Below are 26,552 nucleotides of genomic sequence, written 5' to 3' on the forward strand. Positions count from 1 at the left end.
CCCTACCCCCAGTCTCGCCCGAGACTTCTTCTCAATGCAGGATGCGTTCCATGTTCGGAACGATGACAAACTCTTCACGCCATTTCGCAATGAAACGAATGAACTCCGGCTTCCAGTGCATGCCGACGCGCGGCGTCTGCTGCACGTCGGTCTGCGATATCTCCGTGACCTCGTAGACCTTATCGGCGGTAACACCGACCAGAACCGGCTCGCCGTCCAGCTCCAGCTCGATGACGACGATGCGCGTGTCGGCCGAATTCTCGGGCTGCGGCATGCCGAAACGGATGCGCAGATCCGCGAGCGGAATGACGTTGCCGCGCACATTGATCACGCTGGGAACGAAGGCGCGCGCACCCGCCACCTTGGTCACGGGCACGGGATCGATGATCTCGCGCACGAGGCCGGCATCCAGCGCGAACTTCTCCTCGCCGAGGCCGATCATCACGACCTGCATCGCATCGGCCCGACGTTCGCCAGCCAAACCTTCCTTCATCACGCCGCCTCGCTGATGTGCTGCTTCTCGACCTTCGACTGCGCCAGCGTGACGAGCTGCGCGACGTCGAGGATCAGCGCCGCCGTGCCGTCACCCAGGATCGTCGCGCCGGAGAAGATCGTGACGTCGGAATGCAGCTTGGAGAGCGACTTGATCACGGTCTGGTGGTTGCCGATGATCTGGTCGGCGACGAGGCCCACCCGGGTCTCACCGGTCGAGATGATGATCGTCTTCTGGTGCCGGTCGGGCGAACCCTGCGACGACATGATCTCACGCAGGCGCAGGAACGGCACGAGGCCGCCGCGCACATTGAGGAAATTGCGGCCGCGCGAGCGCTCGTCATCGGCGGTCAACTCGACGCACTCCTCCACGGCCGACAGCGGGATGATGTAGCGGCCTTCGCCGACGCGGATCAGAAGGCCCTCGATGATCGCGAGCGTGAGGGGCAGACGGAGCGTCACGGTGGTGCCCTGGCCCGGCCTGGTCGACAGGTCGATCGTGCCGCGCATGTTCTCGATGGTGCGCTTGACCACGTCCATGCCGACGCCGCGGCCTGAGAGCGCCGAGATGGTCTGCGCGGTCGAGAAGCCCGGGTGGAACAGGAATTGATGGATCTCGTGATCGGTGAGCACGGCTCCGGCCGCGATCAGCCCCTGCTCTTCTGCTTTCGCGCGGATGCGCGCGGTGTTGAGGCCGCCGCCATTGTCCTTCACGGTGACGAGCACCTGCGCGCCGGAATGGACGGCGGCGAGCTCGATCCGGCCCTGTTCGGTCTTGCCGTTTGCGGTGCGGGTCGAAGTGTCCTCGATGCCGTGATCAATGGCGTTGCGGATCAGATGCACCAGCGGATCGGCCAGGCACTCGATCATGGTCTTGTCGAGCTCGGTGTCTTCACCCGTGGTGACGAATTCGACCGGCTTCGACAGATCCCGCGACAAATCGTGCACCAGGCGACGGAAGCGACCGAACAACGAGCCGATCGGCACCATGCGCGCGCCCATCGTGGTATCGCGCAAGGACGAGGCAAGGCGCTCGATTTCCTCGGCGATCATCTTGATCGAGAGGTCGGAGCCGGAGGCGGCGAGCTGGGTCAGCCGCGCCTGGGCAATGACGAGCTCGCCGACGCGGTCCATCAGTTCGTCGAGGCGCTCGGCCTGGACGCGGACGGTGGCGATGCCGCGCTCTTCACGCTTGGCCTCGGGCCTCGGCTCCGGCCTTGATTCGGATTTCGGTTCAGCCTTTGCGACGGGCTGCTCGGCGGCGGGCGCGGCAGCCACCTCGATCACGGGCGCAGGCATCTCGGCCGTCGGGACCGACTCCTCGTCGAGGAGATTGAACAGCGGCATCGGCGCGGGCGCTTCGACATGCTCCAACGGCGAGAGCGTCAGCTTCATCTCGTCCGAGACGAACATGAAGACGTCGTCGATCGCGTCCTTGTCGCAGGCCGCGTGCAGCTTGACGTCCCACTTCAGATAGCAGTCTTCCGGCTCCATCTCGTCGAGGAACGGGATGCCGTCCGTGATCGGGACGACGAAGCAGGGGCCGAGCTTGCAGAGATCTTCTAGCAAGTCGAGCGGATTCGAGCCGTTGCGCAAAATGTGCGACTCGAATTCGAGATACAGATGCCAGCCGGCCTGCTTGCTCGCGCCGGGGGCCAGCGGCGGCGCCTCTATGATCTCGGCAACAGGGGCGGCACGCTGGTCGGACGAAACGAAGCGCTTGAGGTCGTCGAGAATGGCTTCGCCGATGATGTCGTCGGTCGACTGGGGGTCCTCGATCAGCGCACGGATGTAATCCTTGGCGGCGAGCGCGACCGAAATCAGCTCCTGCGTCGGCCTGATCTCGCCCTTGCGGACCCGGTCGAAGGCAGTCTCGAACTCGTGGGTGAAGGAGGCGACCTTGTCGAAGCCGAACATGGCGCCCGAACCCTTGATCGTATGTAGGGCGCGGAAGGCGGAATCGACCAGTTCGCGATCGTCGGGACGCTGGCCGAGATCGAGCAGAGCCCCTTCCAGAACTTCAAAGAGTTCGCTGGCTTCCTGACGAAAGACCTCGGTCGGGTCCATTGCGCTCATGCACGCACCAGCTTGCCGACGACGGCGAGCAACTGCTCGGGCTTGAAGGGCTTGGTGATCCAGCCGGTGGCGCCCGCGCTCTTGGCTTCCTGCTTCACCGTGTCGTTGGATTCGGTGGTCAGGAACACGATGGGCATTCCGACGGCGCTCGGCAGCTTGCGCAGTGCGCGGATCAGCTCCAGCCCGTTCATGACCGGCATGTTGAGGTCGGTGATGACGAGGTCGAGCTTGCCGGCCTGGGCCTTGGCGAGTCCTTGCGCGCCGTCGCCGGCTTCGATCACGTTGTGACCGGCCGGCTCAAGCACAACCTTGATCATCTGCCGGATGCTGGGGGAATCGTCGACCGTGAGAATCGTGGCCATCAGGTGCCATCTTTCTTTTGCGGGAAATGCTGATCGATCATCGCCTCGCTGGAAAAGCCGGCGCGGCGAAGGGTGTTGCGCAGAGACTGGGAGAATGATGTGAGCACCACCGGGCGGCCCTGAGCCTCGCCGGTCTTGGCGGTCGAGAGCAGAAGCTGGATCGAGGTCACGTCGGCCTTGTCGACGCTCGAACAATCGATCTCGAGCCGGTCCTGCCGGCCGAAAGCTTCGCGGATCAGATCATAGACATTGCGGATCGCAGCAATGCTGCAATCGGCAGGCAGCCGTAGGGACCACTTCGGCTCGGTGACATCAGACGACATTCGTCCCCCAAATTTCCTCGGGACTCGCTGCACGCATGACGCGAATCCTGCACTGCGACTATTCGCGTGGGAGAGTGTGCAAAGCCCTAATGGGCATCACCGTACAACTACGGGTCACAAACCCTAGAACTTCGCGTATGCATGCAAACGTGCATGGTTCGCTCATTTCTCATGCGCTGTGCGCAGTCGTGAGTCAGTTCGTCGCAGCCTGGATGTTTGCTCCGCGTTAAATCGCAAAGGCTATGCGTGGAGGTCCTGCCTCGCCATCCGAACGAGTCCGGCCGCCGATGCTGACCCAAGCGCTCCTGGTTGACGACAGCCGCTCCGTCCTCAACTTCCTGAAACGTCATATCGAGGCCGAAGGTCTGGTCGAGGCCACCACCTTCCTCGATCCCGTGGAAGCGCTGGCTTGCGCGCGAGAGCGCGTCTTCGACCTCGTGCTGGTCGACTACGAGATGCCGCACATGGACGGCATCAGCTTCATCCGTGTCTTCCGGACCCTGCCCGGCTGCGCCGACATCCCGATCGCGATGATCACCTCGCGACAGACCGACGACATCAAAATGGAAGCGCTGCAGGCCGGCGCAACCGATTTCCTGCCCAAGCAGCCGCAAAGCGTCGAGATGACGGTGCGCCTGCGGAATTTGATTCAGCTTGGTGCAGCCGTGCGCAAGCTCAGCGATCGTGCCGCTCATCTGGCCAGCGAGGTCGCTGCAGCAACACGAAAGCTCGGCGAGCGCGAGGAGGAGATCATCCTGCGGCTCGCGCTCGCAGTCGAATACCGCGACAACGACACCGGCGAGCACACCCTGAGGGTCGCCCGCTATAGCCGCATCATCGCCGAGCGGCTCGGCCTGCCGGCCCGGCTCTGCCGCGACATCTATCTCGCCGCGCCTTTGCACGACGTCGGCAAGGTCGCCATTCCCGACAATATCCTGCTCAAGCCCGGCAAGCTCACCGACGAGGAGATGGCAGTGATCAGGACGCACGCCGCGATCGGCGAGCGGATCCTGGCGGACTCCGGCTGCGAGCTGATCCAGCTCGGTGCGCAAATTGCCGCAGGCCATCACGAGCGCTGGGACGGCGCGGGCTATCCAAACGGGCTCAGGGCGGACGCGATTCCGGTCGCCGCGCGCGTGGTCGCAGTCGCAGATGTCTTCGACGCCCTGACGACCCGGCGGCCCTATAAGGAGCCAATGCCGCTCGAGGTGGCGCGCAGTTACCTGGTCGAGAACAAGGGCCGGCAGTTCGATCCGGCCTGCGTCGAAGCCTTCCTGTCGCGCTGGGACGAAGTGGTCGAGATCGCCGCCGGTCAGCGGCGGACGCCGTTTCTCAAGGCTGAGGCGGCGCTCGCGCCCGTCGCGGAGGGAATAGAGCGGGCGCCCGGCAGCCATCCCGATCAGGACCGACCGCCCGCGATCGTGCCCGCGGCCTGACCCCGGGTCGCCGATTTGAACCTGTTCCTGATAAAGTGCACCAATATCAAAGAGTGATTCTGGTCACACTTGCCTGGGCGCCCCGCTGCTAAGCATCGGACCGGGACGGGGACTGGCAAAGCATCGGTCGAACTGAGTGAGAATACCCATGAGAAGCCTGATCGGCGCCTTTGTCGGCGCGTTCTGTCTTGCGGCGCCCGCTGTGGCGGAGACACCTGCTGCGATCGTCGAGGACGTCCAAGGCAAGGTCGATGGCATCGCGTTCATGGACTATGTGGCGCCGGGCAAGATCATCAAGCTCGGGCCCAAGGCCAGCATCACGCTCAGCTACCTCAAATCCTGCCAGCGCGAGACGATCAGCGAAGGCGTCGTCCTTGTTGGCGCCGAGGAGAGCACCGTGCAGCTGGGCGAGGTCAAACGGGAAAAGGTGCCCTGCGATACCAATGCGGCCAGACTATCGGAGCGCGAGGCGAACCAGAGCGCCGCGACGACGTTCCGCACCATGCGATCGGACGCGAAAGGTGCTCCGGCCAAGCTGCCAACGCTCTACGGCGTCTCCCCGCTGGTGCAAGCCAAGGGCGGCAGCACGCTGGTGATCGAGCGCACCGACGGCAAGGAGCCCACGATCAGCGTGCCGCTCAAGGGCGATGCCATGATCGGCGGCAAGTTCTATGATTTTGCCAAGGCCGGGAAGTCACTGACCCCGGGCGGCAGCTATCTCGCGATTCTCGGTGCCAAGCGCTACACCTTCCAGGTCGACGCCAGCGCCACCTCGTCGCCGACCCCGATTATCGGCCGACTGCTGCGTCTCGAATAGACGGCCGGCGACGGCGCGATGCGGCGGATCGGGGGACGGGACTTCGTTGCGGCGATCCTGATTGCGTTCCTCGCGGGCGCGATCTTCACGTCCCCACCGCTACAGGCGCTGCAAGGTCTGTCGCTCGACATCCTCACGGCGATGCGCGGCAAGCTGGTCGGCGAGCGCCGTGATCCCGCGACGTCGCCGGTCGTCGTGGTGGCGATCGATGGGGAGACCTACGACACCCCGCCGTTCAAGGGATCGCCGACGCAGACCTGGACACGCGAGATCGGCCGGGTGCTCACCAGCATCACCGAGGGCGGCGCCAAGGTGATCGGCTTCGACGTCATCTTCAAGAGCTCGATCGAGCAATCGGAGATTCCCTTCGGCGATACCTCGCTTGGCAGCCGGATCAGGGGATTTGACCGGGACTACCTGATCGCGCTCCGACAACTCTCGGACAACGGCAAGCTGGTGCTCGGCGAGATCCTGAGCAACGACCATCCGGAGCGGCCTGACCGCGCGCAGCAATTGGCGGTACGAACCAACATCCGCGCCCTCAACGTCCACACCGATGCAGACGATGTCATCCGCCGCATGCCGCTGAGCTTTGCCATCGACGGCAAGCCGGTGCCCGCCATGGCCGTCGAGCTCGCCGCCCGCGCGCTCGGCGGAAAGCCCGGGATCGTGCCGTCCGGCGCGACCGAATTGTCCGGCTATGCGATCCCGAGCGCGGTGCCCAACACACTGACGCTCAACTTTCGAGGGCTGGGCCGTGACGTTCCGACTTTCTCCTTCGCCGATCTGCGCGCCTGCGTCGAGAAGGGCGACCGCGACTTCTTTCATCGCGCCTTCGCGGGCAAGGTCGTTCTGCTCGGCACCGTCCTCAATTTCGATGACCGCAAGCTGACCTCGATGCGGCTGTCCGGCGGGCATGACGGAACGCCGGCCGCACGATGCGCCCTGCCCATCCCTGCAAGCGGCGCGCAGAAGGCCCGCAGCGACATCGCCGGTGTCTTCGTGCACGCCACGGTCGTGCGAAACCTGATCGAGCACGACGCCGTCACCGAACTCGGCTTTCCCATGCGCACCGTTCTCACGATCGTGTTCGCAGCAATCATCGCCTGCGCGGCCTGCATGCTCGCGCCTGGCGGCGCGGCGATCGCCTGGTTCGGCCTCACCGCCGTTTATGCCGCCGTGGCCGTCGGCGCGTTCGTCCACGCGCTGGCGCTGCCGCTGACCGAGCCTGCGCTCGCGAGCCTCGCCGCGCTCGCGACGATGATCGGCTACCGCTTCGTGCTGGCCGATCGCGACGAGCGCTTCCTGCGCAAGAGCTTTGCCTTCTATCTCGCCCCTGAAGTGATCGACACTATGGTTGCGTCCGGCAAGATGCCGGCGCTCGGCGGCGAGATGCGCAACGTCACCATGTTCTTCTCCGACCTCAGCGGTTTCTCCTCGATTGCCGAGACGATGACGCCGGGCGAGCTGGTGACATTGATGAACGAATATCTTTCCGCCATGACCGACATCATCGAAGCCCATGGCGGCTATGTCGACAAATACATCGGCGATTCCATCGTCGCCATGTTCGGCGCGCCGGCCGACGATCCCGCTCATGCGGGCAATGCGGTGCGTGCCGCACTGAAATGCCACGAGAAGCTCGCAGAGCTCAACGCCAACAATCCCGCCTTCGCCGGCCACGGCCTGTCGCATCGTATCGGCCTCAACAGCGGCGAAGCCGTGGTGGGCAATATCGGCTCGCGCCGCCGCTTCAACTACACCGTGATGAGCGACACCGTGAACGTCGCCTCGCGGCTCGAGGGCGCCAACAAATATTACGGCACCGCGATCATGGCATCGGAAACCACGATGGCGCAGACCGGCGACACATTGGCCTGGCGCGAGCTCGATGCAATCAGGGTGCAGGGGCGTGGCGAAGCGATCCGGGTGTTCGAGCCGCTGGCGGAGAGAGGGGCCGAGAGCGACGCGCAGGCGAAGGTGGTGACGGCGTATGCGGAAGGGCTGGCCTGCTGGCGCGCAAGGGAGTTCGCGAAGGCGGCGGATGCCTTCGGGCAGCTGGCAGGGTCCGATCCAGCGTCAGCGCTGTTCGCGAAACGTGCGGAGGCGTTTGCTGCAAGTCCACCTCCGCCTGAGTGGACGCCGGTCAATACGCTCGAAGGAAAGTAGCTACGGCGGCCAAGCGCGCTCTCTTCCCCTGTCCCCTTGTGGGGAAGGGAAGCGTCAACATCCGCGCCGCCCTCCACAATACTTCATCGTCTAAAACGGCAGCCCCACATAGTTCTCCGCGAGCAGGCGCTGCGCGGTCTCGGACGACAGCAGATATTCCAGCTCGGTCTGCTGCAGCCGATCTTCGTACTCGAGCCGGTCGGGGAAGCGGTGCAGCAGCATCGTCATCCACCACGAAAAACGCTGCGCCTTCCAGATGCGGGCGAGCGCCTTGGCGGAGTAACCCGCAAGACCGGAATCATCACCGCTCTGATAGTGGGCGAGCAGGGCGTGATAGAGGTAGTAGATGTCGGAACCGGCACTGTTGAGCCCGCGCGCGCCGGTCGGCGGCACGATGTGCGCGGCGTCGCCGGCGAGAAACAGGCGGCCATAGCTCATCGGCTCGGCGACGAAGCTGCGCAAGGGCGCGATGCTCTTCTCGATCGATGGACCCGTGATCAGGCGGCCGGCGACGTCCTCGGGCAGGCGGCGCTTCAGCTCGGCCCAGAACGCGTCATCGCTCCAGTCCTCCACCTTGTCCGTCAATGGCACCTGGACGTAGTAGCGGCTCAACACTTGCGAGCGCAAGGAACAGAGCGCAAAGCCGCGCTCGTGCTTCACGTAGATCAGCTCGGGCGACACCGGTTTCGTGCGCGACAGCACCCCGAGCCAGCCGAACGGATAGACCTTCTCATATTCACGCAGCACGTCCTTGGGGATCGACTTGCGGCTGACGCCGTGAAAGCCGTCGGCGCCGACGATGTAGTCGCAATCGACGCGGATCACCTCACCGTTCGAGCGATAGGTGACGTAGGGACGGTCCGACGTCAGATCGTGCGGCGTCACATCCTCGGCTTTGTGCACGACCTTGCCGCCGAGCCGATCGCGCGCCTCGTAGAGGTCGCGCGTCAGCTCGGTCTGGCCGTAGACCAGCACCGACTTGCCGCCGGAATGCTTGTGCAGGTCGATCTGGGAGAGCACGCCGTCATGGGCGATCTCGAACCCCCGGTGGATCTCGCCCTCGCGGTCCATCCGCTCGCCGCATTGCGCCTCGCGCATCAGCTTCGCAAAGCCCTGCTCGAGCACGCCGGCACGGATGCGGGCGAGCACATGGTCGCGGCTGTATTTCTCCAGCACGACCGTATCGATGCCCCTCAGATGCAGGAGCTGGGACAACAGCAGCCCGGACGGTCCACCGCCGATGATACAGACCTGAACTTTCATTTTTGCGTCCTCCCGTCGGCACTTTTTTGCAGATTCGATGCTGCAAACCGATGGAGGGTTTCGCCTTTGTCTTGTACTATTCGAACATGAGAAGCGTCGCCCCTGCCCCGGCGATCCGGGTCTACAATCTGTTCGGCGAGTCCGGCGACCTGCCCGATGTCGTGCATTGCGAGACGATTGCGTCCCGCTCGGTGCTGCACGACTGGACGCTGGCCGTGCACCGCCATGCCCGGCTGCACCAGGTACTGCTGATCGAGCGCGGCGGCGGCGAGGCGACGCTCGACGGGCGCGTGGTGCCGCTCCGGCCGATGCAGATCGTCAACGTGCCAGTCGGCCATGTCCATGGCTTCCGCTTCGTGCCTGACACTCAGGGATGGGTGCTGACCATCGCCGCGGAGATTCTCGACGAGGCGCTGCTCGCCGCGGAGGGCTTGCGCGGCGCATTGTCGCGGTCGAACGTGGTGCGCGGCACGCCGCAGATCCGCGCCACCATGAAGCAGATCTTCGCCGAGCACGCGGCGCGCGATTTCGGCCGCGCGCATGTGCTGCGCGCATTGTCGTCGGCCATGATCGGGCTCGTGGCACGCGCCCTCACGAGCGAGAGCGGCGGCAATGGCACGGCGGAAAGCGGATTGTTCCGCCGCTTCGAGGCGCTGCTGGAGCAGCATCATCTGGAGCGCTGGAGCGTCGCCGACTATGCCAAGGCGCTGTCAGTCACGCCGACCCATCTCAACCGGATCACGCGGGCGGCGACCGGCGACACTGCCTCGCATTTGATCCTCAACCGGCTGATTCGCGAGGCGCGGCGAAACCTCGTCTACACCAACCTGCCGGTTTCGACGATCGCCTATGCGCTCGGCTTCGATGATCCTGCTTATTTCAGCCGCGTCTACGCCGCCGCCACGGGCGTATCGCCGCGCGCCTTTCGCGCGCAGCTCCATGGCGACGAGGGCTGAAGGACCGCCCATGGTCGAAGCCACACTGCGAAACCACGATAGACCTCGTCGCTACTTACCTTCGTATATGGGGTCCCATCCTTTGGATAACGTCCCCTTACCTCCGTACAATTGAGCGAGGAATGCGTACGCCTTAGCGTGGCGGCATTCGGCGCCCTGGCGCTGGTGGCACGGGACCTCCCTAACCTTGGCGCAAGACGGCCATACCTGTCCGGTCGTCTGCGCTGTTTTTTCAGCAAGCCATCGGCGGCTTTAGCGTTTTGCGGCCGACATACCGCACGCTGGCGGCTGAACCGGCCGGTTTTCGAGCGGAACTGGGGATTTGCGCATAATGTCCTCGATCGGGAAGATCGCACTCTTTATCGATGGCTCCAATCTCTATGCCACCTCCAAGGCGCTCGGCTTCGACATCGATTACAGGCGTCTGCTCGGTGAATTCCGGAACCGCGGCTCGCTGTTGCGAGCCTTCTACTACACGACCGTCATCGAGGATCAGGAGTATTCGTCAATCCGCCCCCTGATCGATTGGCTCGACTACAATGGATACACTGTCGTCACCAAGCTCACCAAAGAATACGTCGACACCACCACCGGCCGCCGCAAACTGAAGGGCAACATAAATGTCGACCTCGCCGTCAGTGCGATGGAACTCGCCGGGCATGTCGATCAGATCGTGCTGTTCTCGGGCGACGGGGATTTTCGTTCGCTCGCGGAAGCGTTGCAGCGCCGCGGTATCCGCGTGACGGTCGTCTCCACACTCTCCACCCAGCCACCCATGATCGCCGACGACCTGCGCCGACAAGCGGACGTCTTCATTGATCTGGCAGAACTGAAGCCGCAACTGGGCCGCGATCCGGCCGAGCGGCTGGGATCGCGCGAGATGCGTCAGTCACCGCAGTTCCTTACGCGCGGAGCGATCAATCGCGACGACCGGGTGGAATGATCCTGGGACGGCAGCCGCCCCTCAAACATCGAAGAACACCGTCTCGTCCGGCCCCTGAAGGTTGATCGTGAAGGAATACACCACCTTTCCGGCGCGTTCGCTGCGCGTGGCAACCAGCGTCTTGCGGCGCACCGGCGGCTCGACCAGGTTGAGCACGGGGTCGGCGACGTTGGCGGCCTCCTCATCGGAGAAATAGAGCCGTGTGTTCAGGCCGATGTTGATACCGCGCGCGACGATCCAGACATTGATATGCGGCGCGCATTTGCGGCCCGATTTGTCGGTGATCGCGCCGGGCTTGATGGTCTCGAAGGTGACGAGACCGCTGTCGAAGTCGGATCCGGCGCGACCCCAGCCACGAAACCCCTCGTCCAGCGCACCCGCCGAGCGATCGGCCGGATGGTTGTAGCGGCCGCTCGCATTGGCCTGCCAGATCTCCAGCAGCACGTCGCGCAGCACGGTGGCGCCGCCGTCGAGCACCTTGCCTTCCAGCGTGATGCGTTCGCCCTTGGTGTTCGGGGTCACCAGGACGTTGGAAAAGTTCTTCTCGAAGATGTCGAAGCCGGCCATCGCCGGGATCAGACCGATATGGACGTAGGGCCCGGCGGTCTGCGAGGCGGTTTCCTTGAGGTAGTTGAGCGGCTGCGGCATTGCTCAGTTTCCTTCCGGGCGGTTTTCGAAATAGGTGGAGCGCTGGCCGCGCAGCACGATGTCGAAGCGGTAGGCAAGCGAGTCGAAGGGCGTCGAGGCATTGAGATCGAGCGGCGCCACGAGGCGGTCGAGCGCGTCCTTGTCCGGAATCGTCGTCAGGATCGGACAGACCGGGATCAAGGGATCACCCTCGAAATACATCTGCGTGATCAACCGCTGCGCGAAGCCCGAGCCGAATACCGAGAAATGGATGTGGGCGGGCCGCCAGCTATTGACGAAGTTGCGCCAGGGATAGGGGCCCGGCTTCACGGTGCGGAAGTAATAGTAGCCCGTGGCGTCGGTGAGCGCGCGGCCGCAGCCGCCGAAATTGGGATCGATCGGCGCCAGATACGTGTCCTTCTTGTGCCGGTAACGGCCGCCGGCATTGGCCTGCCAGAACTCGACCAGCGTATTCGGCACGCCGCGGCCGGTCTCATCCAGCACGCGGCCATGGACGATGATACGCTCGCCGACGGGATCCCCGTCCTTGGCGTAGTTGTGGATCATATCGTTGTCGAGCGGGCCGAGGTCGTTGTGGCCGAACACCGGTCCGGTGATCTCCGAGACCGAGTTCTCCAGCGACAGCAGCGGCTGGCGCGGCGAGCGCAGCACCGAGGACTTGTAGCCGGGCGCATGCGCCGGCGGATGGATCGAACGGTCGCGCTGGAAGAAGCCGCCATCGCGCGGTGTGAACGGTTCGGGGCGGTTGAGGCGGGGATCCTGCAAGGCTGGCGCCTGGGCGTTCATCGGCGTTGTCTCTCCCTCTGGCGCCGAGCCCGGCGCACGGCTGTCGGGAGATCATCTGACGATCTATTCTCAAGATAAATAGATCGATTATAATCAATTACATGAAGGAAATCGATCATTTGGCCCTCGACGGCCATGCTCTCGAACTGTTCCTCGCCGTGCTGGAGGAAGGTTCGGTGACGGCGGCGGCCACGCGGCTCGGCCTGACCCAATCCGCGGTCAGCCACGCCCTGAACAAGCTGCGGCGAATCGTGGGCGATCCGCTGTTCGCCAAGTCCGGCCGCGGCATCGTTGCGACGGCCCATGCCCAGGCGTTGGCCGGCAAGGCACGCGCGTTGATCGACGAGATGCGAAGCTTTGCCGGCGGCGTCACGTTCGAGCCGCCCCACGCGCAGCTTTCGCTGACCATCGCCGCCAACGACTTCCAGCGCGACCTGCTGCTGCCGCGATTCTTCGATCATGTCGCCGCGCAAGTGAGGAGCCTGAACCTGCGCGTGATCCCCTCGCAGTCGCCCTCGCCCGCGATGCTACGCGAGAACCGCTGCGATCTCCTGATCACGCCGCTGCCGCCCTCCGGCATAGACATCGTGCAGAAGCGGCTGCTCCAGGACCATTACGTCTGTTACTACGACGCCAAGGCGCGCAACGCTCCGGCCGGCCGCGGCGCTTATCTCGCGGCGCGCCACATCACCGTGGTCTACACCGACAATGAGCGGCTCGACTTCGATCGCCGGCTGGCGGCCAACGGCTTCCACCGCGACATCGCGATCTCGGTGCCGAGCTTCTCCGGCGTGCCGTCCTTTCTGCGCGGCTCGCAGATGCTCGCGAGCATGCCGAGCCTGCTCGCACCCGGCGTGATGCGCGGATTCGCGCAGACACGGATTCCATTGGCCTCGCGCACGCGAACGCTGGCCGAGTTGCCGATGTTCATGGTCTGGCACCAGCGTTACCAGAAAGACCCGGCCCATCGCTGGATCCGGACACAGCTTGAGTCCGTCGCCGCGGCCGCCAGCATTTGAGTTTGCGAACGACCGTTCACGCCACGTCCATTGGCTGCATCATGAGGATCACGCTAGAACCTCGCCTGCCGTGAAGGAACGCAGTCAACAGCGTCCGGAGAGGTGTTGTGACGTCCAGCGTGTGCCTTCTGACAGCCTGCGATTCCGCTCAGGAGCCACTCGCAGAGCTCACAATCCCCCGAATGAGGACCTTCGCCGCGACACATGGCTACGAGCTTCGCTTCATCCGTGGCAACGATTGGAGACGTCCGCGCGGATGGCTGAAGATCGAAGTGATTCGCGCCGCACTCGAGGATGATTTCGACTTCGTGTTGTGGATGGACATTGACGCCGTCATCCTTCGCAGCGAAGTCGATGTCAGGACGGATGCGGTGGGTGGGGCCGATCTGCATATGGCCTGGCACGGTCCGGACACGTCCGAGATCATGGCCGCGGATTTCGTCCCGCACTTCAATTCGGGCGTGATGCTGATCCGCGTGAACGACTGGTCGCGCGCGTTCTTCAAACAGGTCTGGAACGTCGGCCAATTGCCGCATCCGTGGTTCGACCAGGCGACCATACTCCACGTCCTCGGCTATGATGAATGCCTGGGACTTGGACCAAATCGCTGCAACGAACCGAACCGATCGCGCCTTGCGCGTCTCGACACGGCCTGGAATTCGATTCCTGGCATTGCCACGGCACCGGACCCGATCGTCCACCACTATGCCGGGATCGGCAATCCGTCGACACGGCTCAAGATGCTGGAAGCGGACGCCCTGACAGCATCCATGCGCGAAAGGCTCAACGCCGATTTGCGCCGAGCATTCGCCCGTCAGTTTGGCTTGTGGCGTGAGGACGCAGCGATGCGCGACTGGGTTACGGCGGAACGGGATTCCGCCCTTGCCGAGCTCCATGCCGTCGCGGCCGAGCGGCGCGGATTTCTGGCGGAACGGGACGATGCAAGGGCGCAACTGGCGGCGGTCCGAAGCTCCACGTCCTGGCGGCTGACCACGCCATTGCGCTGGACCAGGCGGTTGTTTCACCGCCGCTGACCTCCGGGCGTCGCCGCTGGCCCCACCGGGTGCCGCGCGATGGCCAGCCCCCTCGTCAAACCCACTGGTTGCGCGAGGGCCGCCACGCTAAAATCCCCCCATGACAGTGACCGACATTGCGAGCCGAACCTACAATCACAGCTGGCGGCTGGATCCCATCATCCGCAGCCTGCTTGATACCGATTTCTACAAGCTATTGATGTTGCAAATGATTCGGGAAGACTACCCGAATCAGAAGGTGACTTTCTCGGTCATCAACCGCTCGCGCCATGTGCGTCTCGCCGAGATCATCGACGAGGGCGAGCTGCGCGCCCAGCTCGACCATGCCCGCACCATCCGCTTCTCCAAGAAGGAGCTGATCTGGCTTGCCGGTAATACCTTCTACGGCAAGACACATATGTTCTCGGCCGACTTCATCCGCTGGCTGGCCGAATTCCGCCTGCCCGAGTACGAGCTGCGCAAGGTCGAAGGCCAGTACGAGCTGCATTTCCACGGCCCCTGGAGCCACACCACGATGTGGGAAATTCCGGCGCTGGCGATCCTCAACGAGTTGCGCTCGCGCTCGGCGATCAAGGGGCGCGGCAAGTTCGAGCTCGACGTGCTCTACGCCCGCGCCAAGGCCAAGCTGTGGACCAAGGTGGAGCGGCTGCGCAAGCTGGAGAACTTGCGGCTGTCCGACTTCGGCACCCGCCGCCGTCACGGTTTCCTCTGGCAGCGCTGGTGCGTGGAGGCGGTGAAGGAAGGCCTCGGCTCGTCCTTCATCGGCACCTCCAACGTGCTGCTCGCGATGGACAACGATCTCGAAGCCATCGGCACCAACGCGCATGAATTGCCGATGGTCGCAGCCGCGCTCGCAAGGGACGATGAGGAGTTGCGCTGGGCGCCTTATCGCATCCTCGACCAGTGGCGCCAGACCTATGGCGGCAACCTCCTGATCGCGCTGCCCGACGCCTTTGGCACGAAAGCCTTCCTGCGTGACGCGCCGGAATGGGTCGCCGACTGGACCGGTTTTCGCCCCGACAGCGCGCCGCCGATCCAGGCCGGCGAGGAGATCGTCGCCTGGTGGGAGAAGAAGGGCCGCAACCCCAGGGACAAGCTGCTCGTCTTTTCCGACGCGATGGACGTCGGCTCGATCGAGGAGACGTATCACCACTTCGCCGGCCGCGTGCGGCTCTCCTTCGGCTGGGGCACCAACCTCACCAACGACTTCGTCGGCTGCACGCCGGACGGCTCGTTCAATCTCGATCCGATCTCGCTGGTCTGCAAGGTCTCGTCGGTCGACGGACATCCGGCCGTCAAGCTCTCCGACAATCCGGAGAAGGCGACCGGCCTGCCTTCGGAGATCGAGCGTTACCTGCGCGTGTTCGGCGACGCCGGCCGCGTGCGCAAGCCGGTGCTGGTCTAGCAGCAATCCAAACTCTCGATCAGGTCAGCGCTTGTCCGGCGATCCGCGCGTCGTCGCGAAGAAAGGCGTGGATGCCCGGCTCAAGCCCGGGCATGACGACGGAGAGCGTGTAGCGCGCACCCACCGCCACGCCGTCATTGCGAGGAGCACTTGCGACGAAGCAATCCAGGATGTTTCCGCGGAGGCAGTCTGGATTGCTTCGCTGCGCTCGCAATGACAAGGCTTTGTTCGCCGATGCACCTCGCCAGTTCCGATTGACCGGCATTTGAACCGATCTGCGCGCATCCACTTCACAGCGCCTTCACCCTGCGGCGCAGTCCCCCGCGCTGTTCAAGCCGAGTTAAGCAACCTTCTCCTCTACTTGGCGTTGCACGCGCAACGCTCCGCTGGGGTTGTTGATCGATTTGGGGACGCAGGGTGTTTCGCAGAACAGCGACGTCGACGAAGGGGCACAGTTTCCTTCATGTCATCAAGCTCGTCTCGCCTTTCGTATTGGTCGTCCTGCTCCAGGCGGCCATCGCGGGATTCAGCCTCGAGGTGATGTCCTCGGTCCGCGCCTATGTCGCTGGCGAGGCGTTGTGGTCGCGCTCGCAGAAGAACGCCGTCTACTTCCTCAATCTCTATCTGCATTCGGGCGAGGCAAGCCAGTTCGCGCAATATCAGTCCTCGCTCGCCGTTCCCATCGGCGACGAGTTCGCGCGGTGGGCGCTCGAACGCGATCCGGTCGACGTCGAGGCCGCTCGCATCGGCTTCCTGCAAGGCGGCAACCATCCCGACGACGTACCGGGACTGATCTGGCTGTTTCGCTACTTCAACCGCGTCAGCTTCCTTCAGGAAGCGATCCGGGAGTGGACCGCCACCGATCCCATGCTGCTGGAGCTCAGCGTGTTCGGCGAGGTCATCCGGACCGAGCTGAAGAAAGGCCCCATTCAAGACGACGATCGCCTGCAATACCTGTCGTCGCGACTCTCGGAGCTCAATGCCCAATTCACGGTGCATGCCAACCGGTTCTCCACTGTCCTCGGCGAAGGCTCCCGCGCGATCAAGGTGACGCTGACTTGCATCAACATCGTCACCGCCGTGGCGCTGATCCTGCTCCTGATCTGGCATACGCGGCGACTGGTGCTGCAACGGCAGGCGTTCGAAGACGCCTTGCATGCCGAGAAGGAGCGCCTGGCCTGGCAGGCGTCGCACGACTGGCTGACCGGCCTCTCCAACCGCCGCGCGTTCGAGGCGCGCCTGCAAAGCGAGCTGGACAATGCCGCGGCGGGTCCGCTGGGACTGATTTTGCTCGACCTCGACCAGTTCAAGAGTGTCAACGACACCTGCGGCCACCTCGCCGGCGACCGCCTGCTCTGCCAGGTCTCGCGCCTCCTGCAACAGAACCGGCATGCGCATGATCTGGTGGCCCGGCTCGGCGGCGACGAATTCGGCCTGATCCTGCCGCAGTGCCCGCCCTCAAACGCCGCCGATATCGCCGAACGGCTGCGCCGATCACTCGAGCTGTTCAATTTCGCCTGGGACGATCGTTGCTTTGCGGTGACCGCCAGCATTGGCGTCGCCTGCATCGCCGACCGCAACACCGCGATCGAGGATGCGATGCGGCGCGCGGATGCCGCCTGCTACCGCGCGAAGGAAAAGGGACGCAACCGGGTTCAGGTCGACGGCGGCAGACCGGACGTCGTCGTCGTTGCGGCACGGCCGCGCGAACCCGCCGCAGCGCGAGGCTGATAGCGGCCCGCACCATCTCAACCCGCGGCATCCGATTGCAGACATCGTCCAAGGGTCTCGAGACGCGCGGCCATGTGACGTCGCAGCAACATGGCAGCCAAATTGGCTACGTCTTCGCATTTCACCACACTATCTTGCGCGATGGTCCACGATAGCCGGAACCTCCCTCGCTAAGCATGGCACCAGTCAACGTTGCCTCCCGAATCCGATCGGGTCGCAATAGGAGTTTGCAGGTGCTTTGGACTGATTTGCTGGCCTCGCCGGATATTCGTCGCACAAGGACATGCCCGCGGCATGCGCTTCTCTTGAGCGCTGCGATCGGCGCTCTTGCCACGGGCGGCGCGCTGCCGTGGCTCACAACGTCAGCCGAGGCGGCCTGTGTGATTGCCGGAAGCGGTACGCAGACGGCCCTCCAGTCAGGCGATGCAATCACCTGCATCGGAACCGGCAATACCCGCGTCAGAACGGCGCCTGCGGTCGGCAATGTCACCGTCAGCATTGGCGACGGCACCGCAACGTCCGTGAACGATCCCGCCTTTGCGGGCGTCGTCTTCGAAGCCGCATCCAATGGCGCTATCAACGTTTCCGGCAACGCGTCGATCACGTCCGCCAACAGCGACGGCATTGCAGTGGTGAACGGCAGCAACAACAACACCGTCACGATCGATGCGGGTGCCGCGGTCTGGTCATCGGCCGTGGGCGCGGTAGGACTCGCCCTGTCGAATTCCAGCAATAACATCGTCGTCATCGGGGGCACCGTTGGAAGCGCCGCTCCTCTAACCAGCGGGATCGGCATCGGAGCTGGGGCGGCGAGCAATCAGGTGAACATCCTGTCGGGCGGCCTTGTCTTGGCCGGAAGTGGCTCGGCCATCGATCTCAGCGGCGCAGGCAACGGGAACACCATCAACAACGCCGGCACGGTCTCGAGTGCTTCAGGCTCCGCAATCCTCGGTTCGACCAATCAGGACACCGTCATCAACGCCGGCACGATCCAGACCAGCGCCAGCACCGCGATCGACCTCAAGGACGGCGACGACGTCCTCGAACTCCGAGCGGGATCGAACGTCATGGGATTCGTCAAAGCTGGCAACGGCAATGACACGCTGCGCCTGGGCGGGACAGCAAACAGTACGTTCGACCTCGCCACCTTTGGCTTCTCCAGCCAATTCCAGGAATTCGAGGTCCTGGAAAAGACCGGCAGCTCCACCTGGACGCTGACCGGCATCACGATGGACGCAACGGCCACCATGAACGTCCAGGCGGGCACGCTTATCGTTGACGGTTTGATGGCCAACATCGCGACGACCGTCAGCGGCGGCACGCTCGGCGGCAACGGCGCGATCGGCGGTCTCACCGTGTTGTCCGGCGGCAGGGTCGCGCCCGGCAATCTCGGCCAGCTCGTCGTTAACGGCAATGCGACGTTCAACGCCGGATCGACCTATGCGATCTCTGTCAACGCGGCCGGGCAATCCGACAAGATTGCCGCCGTGACCGCCACGCTGAACGGCGGCACCATCGCCGTCACCACCCTTGCGGGCGCCTACGCCCCGTCGACGCAATATACCATCCTCAGCACGCTCGGCGGCCTCACCGGGACTTTCTCCGGCGTAACGCTCAGCGGATACAATCCGCAGTTCTTCACCTCCGCCCTCAGCTCTGACGGGTCTTCGGTTTTCCTGACGCTCAACTACAACAACAGTGCGTTCCCCGCCGTCGCGCAGACGCAAAACCAGAAGGCCGTGGCCGGCGCACTGAGTTCATTCGGTCCCAACCTGCCTTTCCTCGCATCCTTTGCAGGCCAGAGCGACGCCCAGCTCCGTTACGGTCTGGACCAGCTTTCAGGGGAAGCCGCGACGGGCGCCCAGCACGGCGCCTTCCAGTTCACGGGCCAGTTTCTCGGACTCATGCTCGATCCGTTCGTCGGCGGCCGCGGGGGCGCAAGCAACGGCATGGGCGACGCGGTGCTCGGCTTCAGCCCCGAACGCGCTGCGTTGCCGGATGATATCGCCCTCGCCTACAACAAGGTCCTGGGCGTACCGGCCACCAAGGCACCGGCCTTTGCGGACCGCTGGTCGGTCTGGGGCACGGCGTTCGGCGGCGCCAACCGCACCAGCGGCGACCCTGTCGTGATCGGGAGTCACGACCTCGGCGCGCGCGCCGGCGGCGTTGCGGCCGGAGCCGATTATCATTTCAGCCACGACGCGATCGTCGGCTTTGCGCTCTCCGGCGGCGGCACCAAATGGGACCTCGCGCAGGCGATCGGTGGCGGCAAGAGCGAGGCGTTACAGGCCGGCGTCTACACCGCGGTCCGCAAGGGACCCGGCTATTTCGCCGCCTCGCTCGCCGTGGCCAATCATTGGGTGTCGACGGACCGACTCGCACCGTTCGGCAACCAGCTCACCGCGAAGTTCGACGCTCAAACCGTCGGCGGCCGCATCGAGGGTGGCTATCGCTTCGCCACGCCGCTCGGCGGCTTCACGCCCTACGTGGCGGTCCAGGCACAGGTTTTCCGCACACCGACCTATGCCGAGACTGATCTGGCCGGCAGCGGCTTCGGCCTGACCTATCGGGGACGCACGGCCTCCGACACACGGGGCGAGCTCGGCGCGCGCTTCGATCGGGCGACGCTGGTCTCGCCGAAAGCGGTCCTGATGTTGCGCGGTCGCGCGGCCTGGGCCCATGATTGGGTCAGCGATCCCTCGCTCGTTGCCGCATTCCAGGCGCTGCCCGGCGCGAGCTTCATCGTCAATGGCGCGACACCGGCGAAAGATGCCGCGCTCGCATCGGCCGGCGCGGAGCTGAAGTTTGCGAACGGTGTTGCCCTGTCGGCCAAGTTCGACGGCGAGATCGCGGCCCGCAGCACCACCTATTCCGGCCTCGCGAGCCTGCGATATGCCTGGTAGCGGCGCCGCCTCATCAGGCTAGCCGTGCGCCGACCGGCAAAATGCCGAGGCCGGCGAGATGGGCGTCAACAAACTGCTCGATCTGCTGGCGCAACATCTGCGGCGGCACGGCCACCATGCGTTCCTCGAGGCCGAGCGAGATGATGCCATGCACCGCTGAAAACAGCGTACGCGACAGCAGCGCGATCTTCACGTCATCCGCGTCAGGCAATAGCCGCACCAGGGGTGGATGCATCAGCGCGAAGGCGTCCATCACCATTTGAAGGATGTCGTCCGGATAAGGACGATCGTCCTCCATCCGATGCTCGAACAGGGAGCGCAGCAGATTGGCGTGCCCAGCAAAGAAGTCGAGATAGGTCGCGGCAAGCCCATGGAGCTGGCCAACGGGATCCTCTGCAGGAACGCCGCGGAGTCGCGCCGTGAGGGCCTGAACGGTCTCCCGATTGACGGTCAGGATCACCCCGTCGAAGTCGCCAAACTCGTTGTAGACGCTGCCAACCGAACAGCCGACAGCCTCCGCAACGTCCCGAACCTTCAATGATCTCAGCCCCTTAGCTGAAATTATGCTGCGGGCGATCTCCACGATCTGGAGCCGTCGCCGATTTTTTTTCTGCTCCCGCAGCGATTCTTCTTGAACATTGTTCATTTTCAAGCTATTCATGTGAACATTGTTCAAATTAACCCGGAGACCTGCAAAATGCAAACCCTCGCTGTTGATATCGCCTCCACCTTCGTCGATGACGCCGCTGCTCTCGTGACCGGCCTCGGCCGGGCCGTCCTCAAGTTCGTGATGGCCCCGGTCGATCGCATCGCAAATGCCTGCGACATCGCCGGCGTGCTCGCTGAGCGGCGCGCGACCTTCCGGATGTGGCGGACGCGCCGTGCCCATGCCCCTCAGGAGGGCCGCCGGTTCAGCCTGCTCGGTCGCCTCTCGCCCTTTCGCCACCTCGCCCACCTCACCTGAGGTGCGCAGCCGGAACGTTCCGATCGGCTCGAATACAAGACCCGGTTGCAAGGAAGGAATTACCATGTCCCGACATTGGCAGCCGTTTCGACAAACCTTGGCGATGCGGTTCAGCTTTTCCTCATCGCCCCACGCGATATCCACTAGGCGCGGCCCTGCCGCCCGGAAAGTGGCCGCGACCAGATATTTGCGAACCTAACGAGACCACTTGGAGACCAACAGGATCGGAGGGATCGAGGGGACAAAGCAGGCCGACGACCGTCGTCACCTTGCAATCGTTCGTCCCATACCCTTCTGGTCGTGACGCTTCACAGACAACGTAACGAACCTCAGGCTGCCTTTTCAAAACAGGACTGGTCATGATCAGGGAATTGATGTCGTCACGCCGCTTCGCGCCGCTGTTCTGGGCGCAATTCTTCTCGGCGCTCAATGACAACGTGCTCAAGAACGCACTCGTCATCATCCTTCTTTATAGTGCCGCGACCGGCCACGGCGATGCCCTGGTGACGATCGCAGGCGCCGTCTTCATCTTCCCCTATTTCATCCTGTCCGGACTCGGCGGCCAGCTCGCCGACAAATACATCAAATCCGTTGTCGCAAGGCGGCTCAAATTCGCCGAGATCTTCGCCGCGTGCTTCGCCGCCGCCGGCTTCTTCCTGCATTCGGTACCGCTCTTGTTCGCAGCGCTCGCGCTGTTCGGCATCATCGCCGCCCTGTTCGGGCCCGTGAAATATTCCATGCTGCCGGACCAGCTCGCGCTCGGCGAGCTCGCGACCGGAAACGCGCTGGTCGAAGGCGCAACTTTCATGGCCATCCTGCTCGGCACCGTCGCCGGCGGCCAGTTCGTGGCCGGCTCCGCACATATGGGCTGGGTCGCATCCGCCGTGGTCGCGCTCGCACTGTTGTCCTGGGCCTTCGCCGCCCGCATTCCGCAGACGACGCCCTCCGCGCCCGACCTGCCCGTCGATGCCAATCCCTGGACCTCGACGCTCAGCCTACTCAGGACGTTGCACGCCGACCGCCGGCTGTGGGACGGCACCGTGATCGTCTCCTGGTTCTGGCTGGTCGGCGCGATCGTGCTGTCGCTGCTGCCGGCACTGGTCAAGGACGTCGTCGGTGGCACCGAGGGCGTGGTGACGCTGTGTCTTGCGATCTTCGCGATCGGCATCGCCATCGGTTCGCTGTTCGCCGCCAGCCTGAGCCACGTTCGACCGAACCTCGCTCTCGTGCCGATCGGTGCCATCATCATGGGCTGTGCCGGCCTCGATCTCGCCTGGGCCATCGGCGCGACCACCAAGGGTCAGGACATCACCGCGGCCAGTTTCGCGACCTCGTTCGCCGGCCTGCGCATGCTGATCGACTTCGTCGCCTTTGCATTCGGCGGCGGTTTGTTCGTCGTTCCGTCCTTTGCCGCTGTTCAGGCCTGGTCGGTGCCGTCCGAGCGCGCCCGCATCATCGCCGCCGGCAATGTGCTGCAGGCCGCCTTCATGGTGGCCGGCTCGCTGTTTGTCGCGCTGCTGCAGGCGGCCGGCCTCCATATCGGCTGGATCTTCTTCGGCCTCGCCGTCGCAAGCTTCGGTGCGGTGTGGTTCGTGCTGACCAAATGGGGCAAGGAAGGCGTGCGCGACTTCGGCGGCTTGCTGTTCCGCGCCCTCTTCCGCACCGAGGTTCGCGGCCTTGAGAACCTGCCGCCTCCGGGCACCCGCATGCTGATCGCGCCGAACCATGTCAGCCTGATCGATGGCCCGCTGCTGCACGCCGTGCTGCCGATCGACGCGAGCTTCGCCGTGGATACCGGCATCTCCAAGGCCTGGTGGGCCAAGCCGTTCCTGCGCGTCGTCAAGCATTATACCATGGACCCGACCAAGCCGCTGGCCGCACGCGACCTGATCAAGCTCGTCGCCGCAGGCGAGCCCGTCGTCATCTTCCCGGAGGGACGCATCACGGTCTCCGGCTCACTGATGAAGGTCTATGACGGCACCGCGATGATCGCGGACAAGGCCGACGCCGTGGTCGTGCCTGTCCGCATCGAAGGCGCGCAACGCTCGCATCTCAGCTATCTCAACTCTAGCCAGGTCAAGCGCTCGTGGTTCCCGCGCGTGACGGTGACCATCCTGCCGCCAATCAAGCTGCCGGTCGATCCGCAGCTGAAGGGCAAGGCGCGCCGCAATGCCGCCGGCGCCGCACTCCAGGACGTGATGATCGACGCGATGGTCAAGAACGCGATGCTCGATCACACGCTGTTCGAGGCGCTCGGACACGCCTATCGCGACCGCGACACCGGCAAGGTCATCATCGAGGACGCGCTCGGCACCAAGCTGACCTATCGCAAGCTGATCCTCGGCGCGCAGGTCTTGAGCCGCAAGCTCGAGGCCGGAACCGCGGCCGGCGAGAATGTCGGTGTGCTGCTGCCAAACTCGGCGGGCGTCGCCGTCGTCTTCATGGCGCTGCAAAACATCGGCCGGGTGCCGGCGATGCTCAACTTCTCGGCCGGCCCGGTCAACGTCCTCGCCGCCATGAAGGCCGCGCAGGTGAAGACCGTGCTGACGTCGAAGGCCTTCATCGAGAAGGGCAAGCTCGACAAGCTGATGGCCGCGATCTCCGCAGAAGCCCGTGTGGTCTATCTCGAAGATGTCAGGGCCTCGATCAGTGTGGCCGACAAGATCAAGGGCCTGCTCGCCGGCACCGCGCCGCGCGTCACCCGCCAGGCCAACGATCCGGCCGTCGTTCTGTTCACGTCGGGCTCGGAAGGTACGCCCAAGGGCGTGGTGCTGTCCCATCGCAACATCCTCGCCAACGCGGCGCAGGCGCTGGCACGGGTCGACGCCAACGCCAATGACAAGGTGTTCAACGTGCTGCCGGTGTTCCACTCCTTCGGTCTGACCGGCGGAATGATGATGCCGCTGCTGGCGGGCATTCCGATCTACATGTACCCCTCGCCGCTGCACTACCGGATCGTGCCCGAGCTGATCTACCAGACCGGCGCGACGATCCTGTTCGGCACCGACACGTTCCTCACCGGCTATGCGCGCTCGGCGCACGCCTACGACTTCCGCACCCTGCGCCTCGTGATCGCGGGCGCCGAAGCGGTCAAGGACCGCACCCGCCAGGTGTTTATGGAGCGCTACGGCATCCGCATCCTCGAAGGCTATGGCGTCACCGAGACGGCGCCGGTGCTGGCGATGAACACGCCGATGGCGAACCGTCCCGGCACCGTCGGCCGCCTCTCGCCGCTGATGGAAAGCCGCCTCGATCCGGTCCCCGGCATCGAGGAAGGTGGACGCCTCTCGGTGCGCGGACCGAACGTGATGCTCGGATATTTGCGGGCCGAAAATCCCGGCGTGCTCGAGCCGCTCGCCGACGGCTGGCATGACACCGGCGACATCGTGGCGATCGACGCCGCCGGCTTCATCACCATCAAGGGCCGCGCCAAGCGCTTTGCCAAGATCGCGGGTGAAATGGTCTCGCTGTCGGCGGTCGAGAGCATCGCGACGACGCTGTGGCCGCAGGCCGCGTCGGTCGCAGTGTCGATACCCGATCAGCGCAAAGGCGAGCGCATCGTGCTGCTGACGACGGAGAAGAACGCCGAACGCAGCGCGATGCAGGGCCAGGCCAAGGCGATCGGCGCGTCCGAGCTGACGGTGCCCGCGGCGATCATGGTGGTCGACAAGGTGCCGCTGCTCGGCACCGGCAAGACCGACTATGTCACGGCAACGACGATGGCTCGCGAGCAGGCGTCATCGCCTGAGCGAGAGGTGGCGTAAACGAGATGCACGAGGCGTCTGAGCAAGGCGGCGCGCAATGCCCGGGAGTGGTTCTGCTTCATGGCATCGCGCGCACCTCGGCATCCCTGAAGAGATTTGAGCGAGCACTCCAGGCGACCGGGTTCGCGACGCTCAATATCGACTATGCCAGCCGCAGCAAGCCGATCGCAGCGCTCGCGGACGATATCCATCGAGAGGTCGCCCGCTTCGCCGAGCGTGACGCTCCATTGCATTTCGTCGCCCATTCCATGGGCGGCCTCGTGGCACGCGCTTACATCGCGAAGTACCGGCCCCCACGGCTTGCCGGCGTGGTGATGCTGGGCACGCCGAACGGTGGCAGCGAGGTCGCCGATCTCTTGCGCGGAACTTGGCTCTACCGCTCGGTCTACGGGCCCGCCGGGCTTGAACTCACGACCGCAACCCGAACGAACACCCGGCTCGCCCTGGACTACCCCGTCGGCGTGATCGCAGGAAATCGCTTCATCGATCCGGTCGCCGGTTTCTTCGTTCTGCCGAAGCCGAATGACGGGCGGGTCTCGGTGCAAAGCACAATGCTGACCGGAATGGCCGACCATGTCGTCGTGAAGGCGTCCCATACCGGGCTTCCGCGCCACGCCGTCGCGATCGCGCAGACGATCGCCTTCCTGCGCGACGGCCGCTTCCGCTCTGTGCCGATCACCTGAGCAGGAGATAACGGACCGGGTTGTCGTCGCACTGACCCGCGCCACACTCCAGCACGGTGGACAGGAGATTTGCGGCGACCAGCAACGCGAAAATCGCGAACACCGCATTCGACGCCTGCCCGCCCATCAGCACGTCTCCGACTGGTTTGCCAGCCACATCCTTCAGGACAAGGACAAGCGCGACGTAGCAGACGACCCCGACCGCCGCGATCAGCGCCCAAGTGTAGAAATGCAGGCCGAACAGCGTCGAGCCGTATCCGGGATCGCCGGGCGCGAGATGCAGCGACACCTGCCGCATCGCAATGAAGCCGGTGACGAGGCTGGCGATGAGGATCATCGCGTAGTGCGACGGGCGCTCACCGAGGCGCAGATTGAACAGAAAGCCGATGCCGATCGCGATGAACCCTGCCCTTTGCAGCAGGCAAAGCGGGCAAGGCAATTCCCCGAGCGCGAGCTGATAATAGAACGCGACCGCCAGAACCGAGGAGATTCCGAGCAGCCCCAGCATGTTCAGGATCGCGCCGGCCGATCGTTGTCCGCTCATCTCCGTGGCGCCCTTTTCGATGCCGTCAGAACGAGAATTTCAACGGATCAGTCGCATGGTGGAAGAACCATGCGACAGTGACGACGATTGTTGCGCTCCAGAGCGCATAGCTCAGTCCCGCCCGCGAACGCCAGACACAGGCGCAGCCTGCGAGCGCCAGCAGAAAGGGTAGAAACATGTACATGAGCGCGGGCTCCCCAGGCGATTCGCACCCCTTGCGAACGGGCCCAAGGG

The 26,552-nt window shown here is 64.4% G+C and carries 24 protein-coding genes; 13 read left to right on the forward strand and 11 right to left on the reverse strand.

Features of this window, described 5'->3' with window-relative positions; genetic code table 11:
• Positions 1–31: 31 nt before the first annotated feature.
• From NLM27_RS23825 to NLM27_RS23840, 4 genes are read right to left on the reverse strand one after another with little or no spacing between them, the layout of a single operon-like run.
• Positions 32–493: a chemotaxis protein CheW gene (locus NLM27_RS23825; protein ID WP_254145652.1), complete on the reverse strand. Its 462-nt coding sequence runs from the start codon at positions 491–493 to the stop codon at positions 32–34.
• Complete coding sequence (locus NLM27_RS23830) at positions 493–2,568, reverse strand: chemotaxis protein CheA (RefSeq protein WP_254145653.1); 2,076 nt, start codon at positions 2,566–2,568, stop codon at positions 493–495. Before NLM27_RS23830 ends, NLM27_RS23825 begins: the two co-directional genes overlap by 1 nt.
• A complete protein-coding gene (locus NLM27_RS23835) occupies positions 2,565–2,930 on the reverse strand; it encodes a response regulator (RefSeq protein WP_008142319.1) in 366 nt (121 codons plus the stop codon). The genes NLM27_RS23830 and NLM27_RS23835 overlap by 4 nt, the downstream gene beginning before the upstream one ends.
• Positions 2,930–3,253: a lipid asymmetry maintenance protein MlaB gene (locus NLM27_RS23840; protein WP_200495836.1), complete on the reverse strand. Its 324-nt coding sequence runs from the start codon at positions 3,251–3,253 to the stop codon at positions 2,930–2,932. The genes NLM27_RS23835 and NLM27_RS23840 overlap by 1 nt, the downstream gene beginning before the upstream one ends.
• A 287-nt stretch (positions 3,254–3,540) precedes the next feature.
• On the opposite strand from NLM27_RS23840, the gene NLM27_RS23845 reads away from it, so the two are divergent.
• The 3 genes from NLM27_RS23845 to NLM27_RS23855 all read left to right on the forward strand — a co-directional run bounded on the left by NLM27_RS23845 (position 3,541) and on the right by NLM27_RS23855 (position 7,675).
• Positions 3,541–4,689 carry an HD domain-containing phosphohydrolase gene (locus tag NLM27_RS23845; protein WP_254145654.1) on the forward strand — a complete coding sequence of 383 codons (1,149 nt, stop codon included), beginning with the start codon at positions 3,541–3,543 and terminating at the stop codon, positions 4,687–4,689.
• A gap of 148 nt (positions 4,690–4,837) precedes the next feature.
• Entirely contained in the window at positions 4,838–5,506 is a 669-nt protein-coding gene (locus NLM27_RS23850; RefSeq protein WP_254145655.1) for a hypothetical protein, read from the forward strand.
• Positions 5,507–5,524: 18 nt separating this feature from the next.
• On the forward strand, positions 5,525–7,675 hold the full coding sequence (locus NLM27_RS23855) for an adenylate/guanylate cyclase domain-containing protein (RefSeq protein ID WP_254145656.1): 2,151 nt from the start codon (positions 5,525–5,527) through the stop codon (positions 7,673–7,675).
• A 90-nt stretch (positions 7,676–7,765) separates the two neighbouring features.
• Here NLM27_RS23855 and pobA read toward each other — a convergent pair whose 3' ends face one another.
• Entirely contained in the window at positions 7,766–8,938 is a 1,173-nt protein-coding gene (gene pobA, locus NLM27_RS23860; protein WP_254145657.1) for a 4-hydroxybenzoate 3-monooxygenase, read from the reverse strand.
• A 50-nt stretch (positions 8,939–8,988) separates the two neighbouring features.
• Here pobA and NLM27_RS23865 point away from each other — a divergent pair, with 50 nt between their 5' ends.
• Both NLM27_RS23865 and NLM27_RS23870 read left to right on the forward strand, forming a co-directional pair.
• Positions 8,989–9,894: a helix-turn-helix domain-containing protein gene (locus NLM27_RS23865; RefSeq protein ID WP_254145658.1), complete on the forward strand. Its 906-nt coding sequence runs from the start codon at positions 8,989–8,991 to the stop codon at positions 9,892–9,894.
• 331 nt (positions 9,895–10,225) lie between these two features.
• Positions 10,226–10,837 (forward strand): NYN domain-containing protein, encoded by a 612-nt coding sequence (locus tag NLM27_RS23870; RefSeq protein WP_254145659.1) that lies wholly within the window; start codon positions 10,226–10,228, stop codon positions 10,835–10,837.
• A 21-nt stretch (positions 10,838–10,858) separates the two neighbouring features.
• Here the strand turns inward: NLM27_RS23870 and pcaG are convergent, their stop codons facing one another.
• Together pcaG and pcaH are read right to left on the reverse strand one after the other, a co-directional pair.
• On the reverse strand, positions 10,859–11,485 hold the full coding sequence (gene pcaG, locus NLM27_RS23875; RefSeq protein WP_254145660.1) for a protocatechuate 3,4-dioxygenase subunit alpha: 627 nt from the start codon (positions 11,483–11,485) through the stop codon (positions 10,859–10,861).
• Between the two features lie 3 nt (positions 11,486–11,488).
• Positions 11,489–12,271, reverse strand: a complete 783-nt coding sequence (pcaH, locus tag NLM27_RS23880; protein WP_254145661.1) for a protocatechuate 3,4-dioxygenase subunit beta — start codon at positions 12,269–12,271, stop codon at positions 11,489–11,491.
• A 101-nt stretch (positions 12,272–12,372) separates the two neighbouring features.
• On the opposite strand from pcaH, the gene NLM27_RS23885 reads away from it, so the two are divergent.
• From NLM27_RS23885 to pncB, 3 genes are all read left to right on the forward strand, one after another.
• Positions 12,373–13,290 (forward strand): LysR family transcriptional regulator, encoded by a 918-nt coding sequence (locus NLM27_RS23885; protein ID WP_254145662.1) that lies wholly within the window; start codon positions 12,373–12,375, stop codon positions 13,288–13,290.
• Between the two features lie 425 nt (positions 13,291–13,715).
• Positions 13,716–14,324, forward strand: coding sequence for a hypothetical protein (locus NLM27_RS23890; protein ID WP_375142264.1), 609 nt, complete (start codon positions 13,716–13,718; stop codon positions 14,322–14,324).
• Between the two features lie 100 nt (positions 14,325–14,424).
• Entirely contained in the window at positions 14,425–15,729 is a 1,305-nt protein-coding gene (pncB, locus tag NLM27_RS23895; protein ID WP_254145664.1) for a nicotinate phosphoribosyltransferase, read from the forward strand.
• Between the two features lie 19 nt (positions 15,730–15,748).
• Here the strand turns inward: pncB and NLM27_RS23900 are convergent, their stop codons facing one another.
• Positions 15,749–15,994 (reverse strand): hypothetical protein, encoded by a 246-nt coding sequence (locus NLM27_RS23900; protein WP_254145665.1) that lies wholly within the window; start codon positions 15,992–15,994, stop codon positions 15,749–15,751.
• A 152-nt stretch (positions 15,995–16,146) separates the two neighbouring features.
• On the opposite strand from NLM27_RS23900, the gene NLM27_RS23905 reads away from it, so the two are divergent.
• Together NLM27_RS23905 and NLM27_RS23910 are read left to right on the forward strand one after the other, a co-directional pair.
• Positions 16,147–17,460 (forward strand): GGDEF domain-containing protein, encoded by a 1,314-nt coding sequence (locus NLM27_RS23905; protein ID WP_254145666.1) that lies wholly within the window; start codon positions 16,147–16,149, stop codon positions 17,458–17,460.
• A 305-nt stretch (positions 17,461–17,765) separates the two neighbouring features.
• A complete protein-coding gene (locus tag NLM27_RS23910; RefSeq protein WP_254145667.1) occupies positions 17,766–20,363 on the forward strand; it encodes an autotransporter domain-containing protein in 2,598 nt (865 codons plus the stop codon).
• 13 nt (positions 20,364–20,376) lie between these two features.
• On the opposite strand, the gene NLM27_RS23915 is transcribed toward NLM27_RS23910, so the two are convergent.
• Positions 20,377–21,009, reverse strand: a complete 633-nt coding sequence (locus NLM27_RS23915; RefSeq protein ID WP_254148907.1) for a TetR/AcrR family transcriptional regulator — start codon at positions 21,007–21,009, stop codon at positions 20,377–20,379.
• Positions 21,010–21,060: 51 nt separating this feature from the next.
• Between NLM27_RS23915 and NLM27_RS43805 the strand changes: the two genes are divergently transcribed.
• The 3 genes from NLM27_RS43805 to NLM27_RS23925 all read left to right on the forward strand — a co-directional run bounded on the left by NLM27_RS43805 (position 21,061) and on the right by NLM27_RS23925 (position 25,774).
• Entirely contained in the window at positions 21,061–21,327 is a 267-nt protein-coding gene (locus NLM27_RS43805) for a hypothetical protein (RefSeq protein ID WP_309144756.1), read from the forward strand.
• A 359-nt stretch (positions 21,328–21,686) separates the two neighbouring features.
• Complete coding sequence (locus NLM27_RS23920) at positions 21,687–25,091, forward strand: acyl-[ACP]--phospholipid O-acyltransferase (RefSeq protein WP_254145668.1); 3,405 nt, start codon at positions 21,687–21,689, stop codon at positions 25,089–25,091.
• Between the two features lie 5 nt (positions 25,092–25,096).
• Positions 25,097–25,774 carry a triacylglycerol lipase gene (locus NLM27_RS23925; protein WP_254145669.1) on the forward strand — a complete coding sequence of 226 codons (678 nt, stop codon included), beginning with the start codon at positions 25,097–25,099 and terminating at the stop codon, positions 25,772–25,774.
• Here NLM27_RS23925 and NLM27_RS23930 read toward each other — a convergent pair.
• Together NLM27_RS23930 and NLM27_RS23935 are read right to left on the reverse strand one after the other, a co-directional pair.
• Positions 25,767–26,318 carry a disulfide bond formation protein B gene (locus tag NLM27_RS23930; RefSeq protein WP_254145670.1) on the reverse strand — a complete coding sequence of 184 codons (552 nt, stop codon included), beginning with the start codon at positions 26,316–26,318 and terminating at the stop codon, positions 25,767–25,769. The two genes, NLM27_RS23925 and NLM27_RS23930, sit on opposite strands and share 8 nt — an antisense overlap.
• 25 nt (positions 26,319–26,343) lie before the next feature.
• Positions 26,344–26,502 (reverse strand): DUF5993 family protein, encoded by a 159-nt coding sequence (locus NLM27_RS23935; protein WP_254145671.1) that lies wholly within the window; start codon positions 26,500–26,502, stop codon positions 26,344–26,346.
• Between the last annotated feature and the right edge of the window lie 50 nt (positions 26,503–26,552).

It is taken from the genome of Bradyrhizobium sp. CCGB12 (assembly GCF_024199845.1).
GTDB lineage: Bacteria > Pseudomonadota > Alphaproteobacteria > Rhizobiales > Xanthobacteraceae > Bradyrhizobium.

Coding starts and splice junctions, on each gene's coding strand:
- NLM27_RS43805 (WP_309144756.1), top strand. CDS start 21,061: ATGCAAACCCTCGCTGTTGATATCGCCTCCACCTTCGTCGATGACGCC.
- NLM27_RS23930 (WP_254145670.1), bottom strand. CDS start 26,318: ATGAGCGGACAACGATCGGCCGGCGCGATCCTGAACATGCTGGGGCTG.
- NLM27_RS23890 (WP_375142264.1), top strand. CDS start 13,716: ATGGCCGCGGATTTCGTCCCGCACTTCAATTCGGGCGTGATGCTGATC.
- NLM27_RS23865 (WP_254145658.1), top strand. CDS start 8,989: ATGGAGGGTTTCGCCTTTGTCTTGTACTATTCGAACATGAGAAGCGTC.
- NLM27_RS23870 (WP_254145659.1), top strand. CDS start 10,226: ATGTCCTCGATCGGGAAGATCGCACTCTTTATCGATGGCTCCAATCTC.
- pobA (WP_254145657.1), bottom strand. CDS start 8,938: ATGAAAGTTCAGGTCTGTATCATCGGCGGTGGACCGTCCGGGCTGCTG.
- NLM27_RS23850 (WP_254145655.1), top strand. CDS start 4,838: ATGAGAAGCCTGATCGGCGCCTTTGTCGGCGCGTTCTGTCTTGCGGCG.
- pcaG (WP_254145660.1), bottom strand. CDS start 11,485: ATGCCGCAGCCGCTCAACTACCTCAAGGAAACCGCCTCGCAGACCGCC.
- NLM27_RS23835 (WP_008142319.1), bottom strand. CDS start 2,930: ATGGCCACGATTCTCACGGTCGACGATTCCCCCAGCATCCGGCAGATG.
- NLM27_RS23825 (WP_254145652.1), bottom strand. CDS start 493: ATGAAGGAAGGTTTGGCTGGCGAACGTCGGGCCGATGCGATGCAGGTC.
- pcaH (WP_254145661.1), bottom strand. CDS start 12,271: ATGAACGCCCAGGCGCCAGCCTTGCAGGATCCCCGCCTCAACCGCCCC.
- NLM27_RS23830 (WP_254145653.1), bottom strand. CDS start 2,568: ATGAGCGCAATGGACCCGACCGAGGTCTTTCGTCAGGAAGCCAGCGAA.
- NLM27_RS23925 (WP_254145669.1), top strand. CDS start 25,097: ATGCACGAGGCGTCTGAGCAAGGCGGCGCGCAATGCCCGGGAGTGGTT.
- NLM27_RS23935 (WP_254145671.1), bottom strand. CDS start 26,502: ATGTACATGTTTCTACCCTTTCTGCTGGCGCTCGCAGGCTGCGCCTGT.
- NLM27_RS23845 (WP_254145654.1), top strand. CDS start 3,541: ATGCTGACCCAAGCGCTCCTGGTTGACGACAGCCGCTCCGTCCTCAAC.
- NLM27_RS23840 (WP_200495836.1), bottom strand. CDS start 3,253: ATGTCGTCTGATGTCACCGAGCCGAAGTGGTCCCTACGGCTGCCTGCC.
- NLM27_RS23855 (WP_254145656.1), top strand. CDS start 5,525: ATGCGGCGGATCGGGGGACGGGACTTCGTTGCGGCGATCCTGATTGCG.
- NLM27_RS23885 (WP_254145662.1), top strand. CDS start 12,373: ATGAAGGAAATCGATCATTTGGCCCTCGACGGCCATGCTCTCGAACTG.
- NLM27_RS23900 (WP_254145665.1), bottom strand. CDS start 15,994: ATGCCGGTCAATCGGAACTGGCGAGGTGCATCGGCGAACAAAGCCTTG.
- pncB (WP_254145664.1), top strand. CDS start 14,425: ATGACAGTGACCGACATTGCGAGCCGAACCTACAATCACAGCTGGCGG.
- NLM27_RS23915 (WP_254148907.1), bottom strand. CDS start 21,009: ATGAACAATGTTCAAGAAGAATCGCTGCGGGAGCAGAAAAAAAATCGG.
- NLM27_RS23920 (WP_254145668.1), top strand. CDS start 21,687: ATGATCAGGGAATTGATGTCGTCACGCCGCTTCGCGCCGCTGTTCTGG.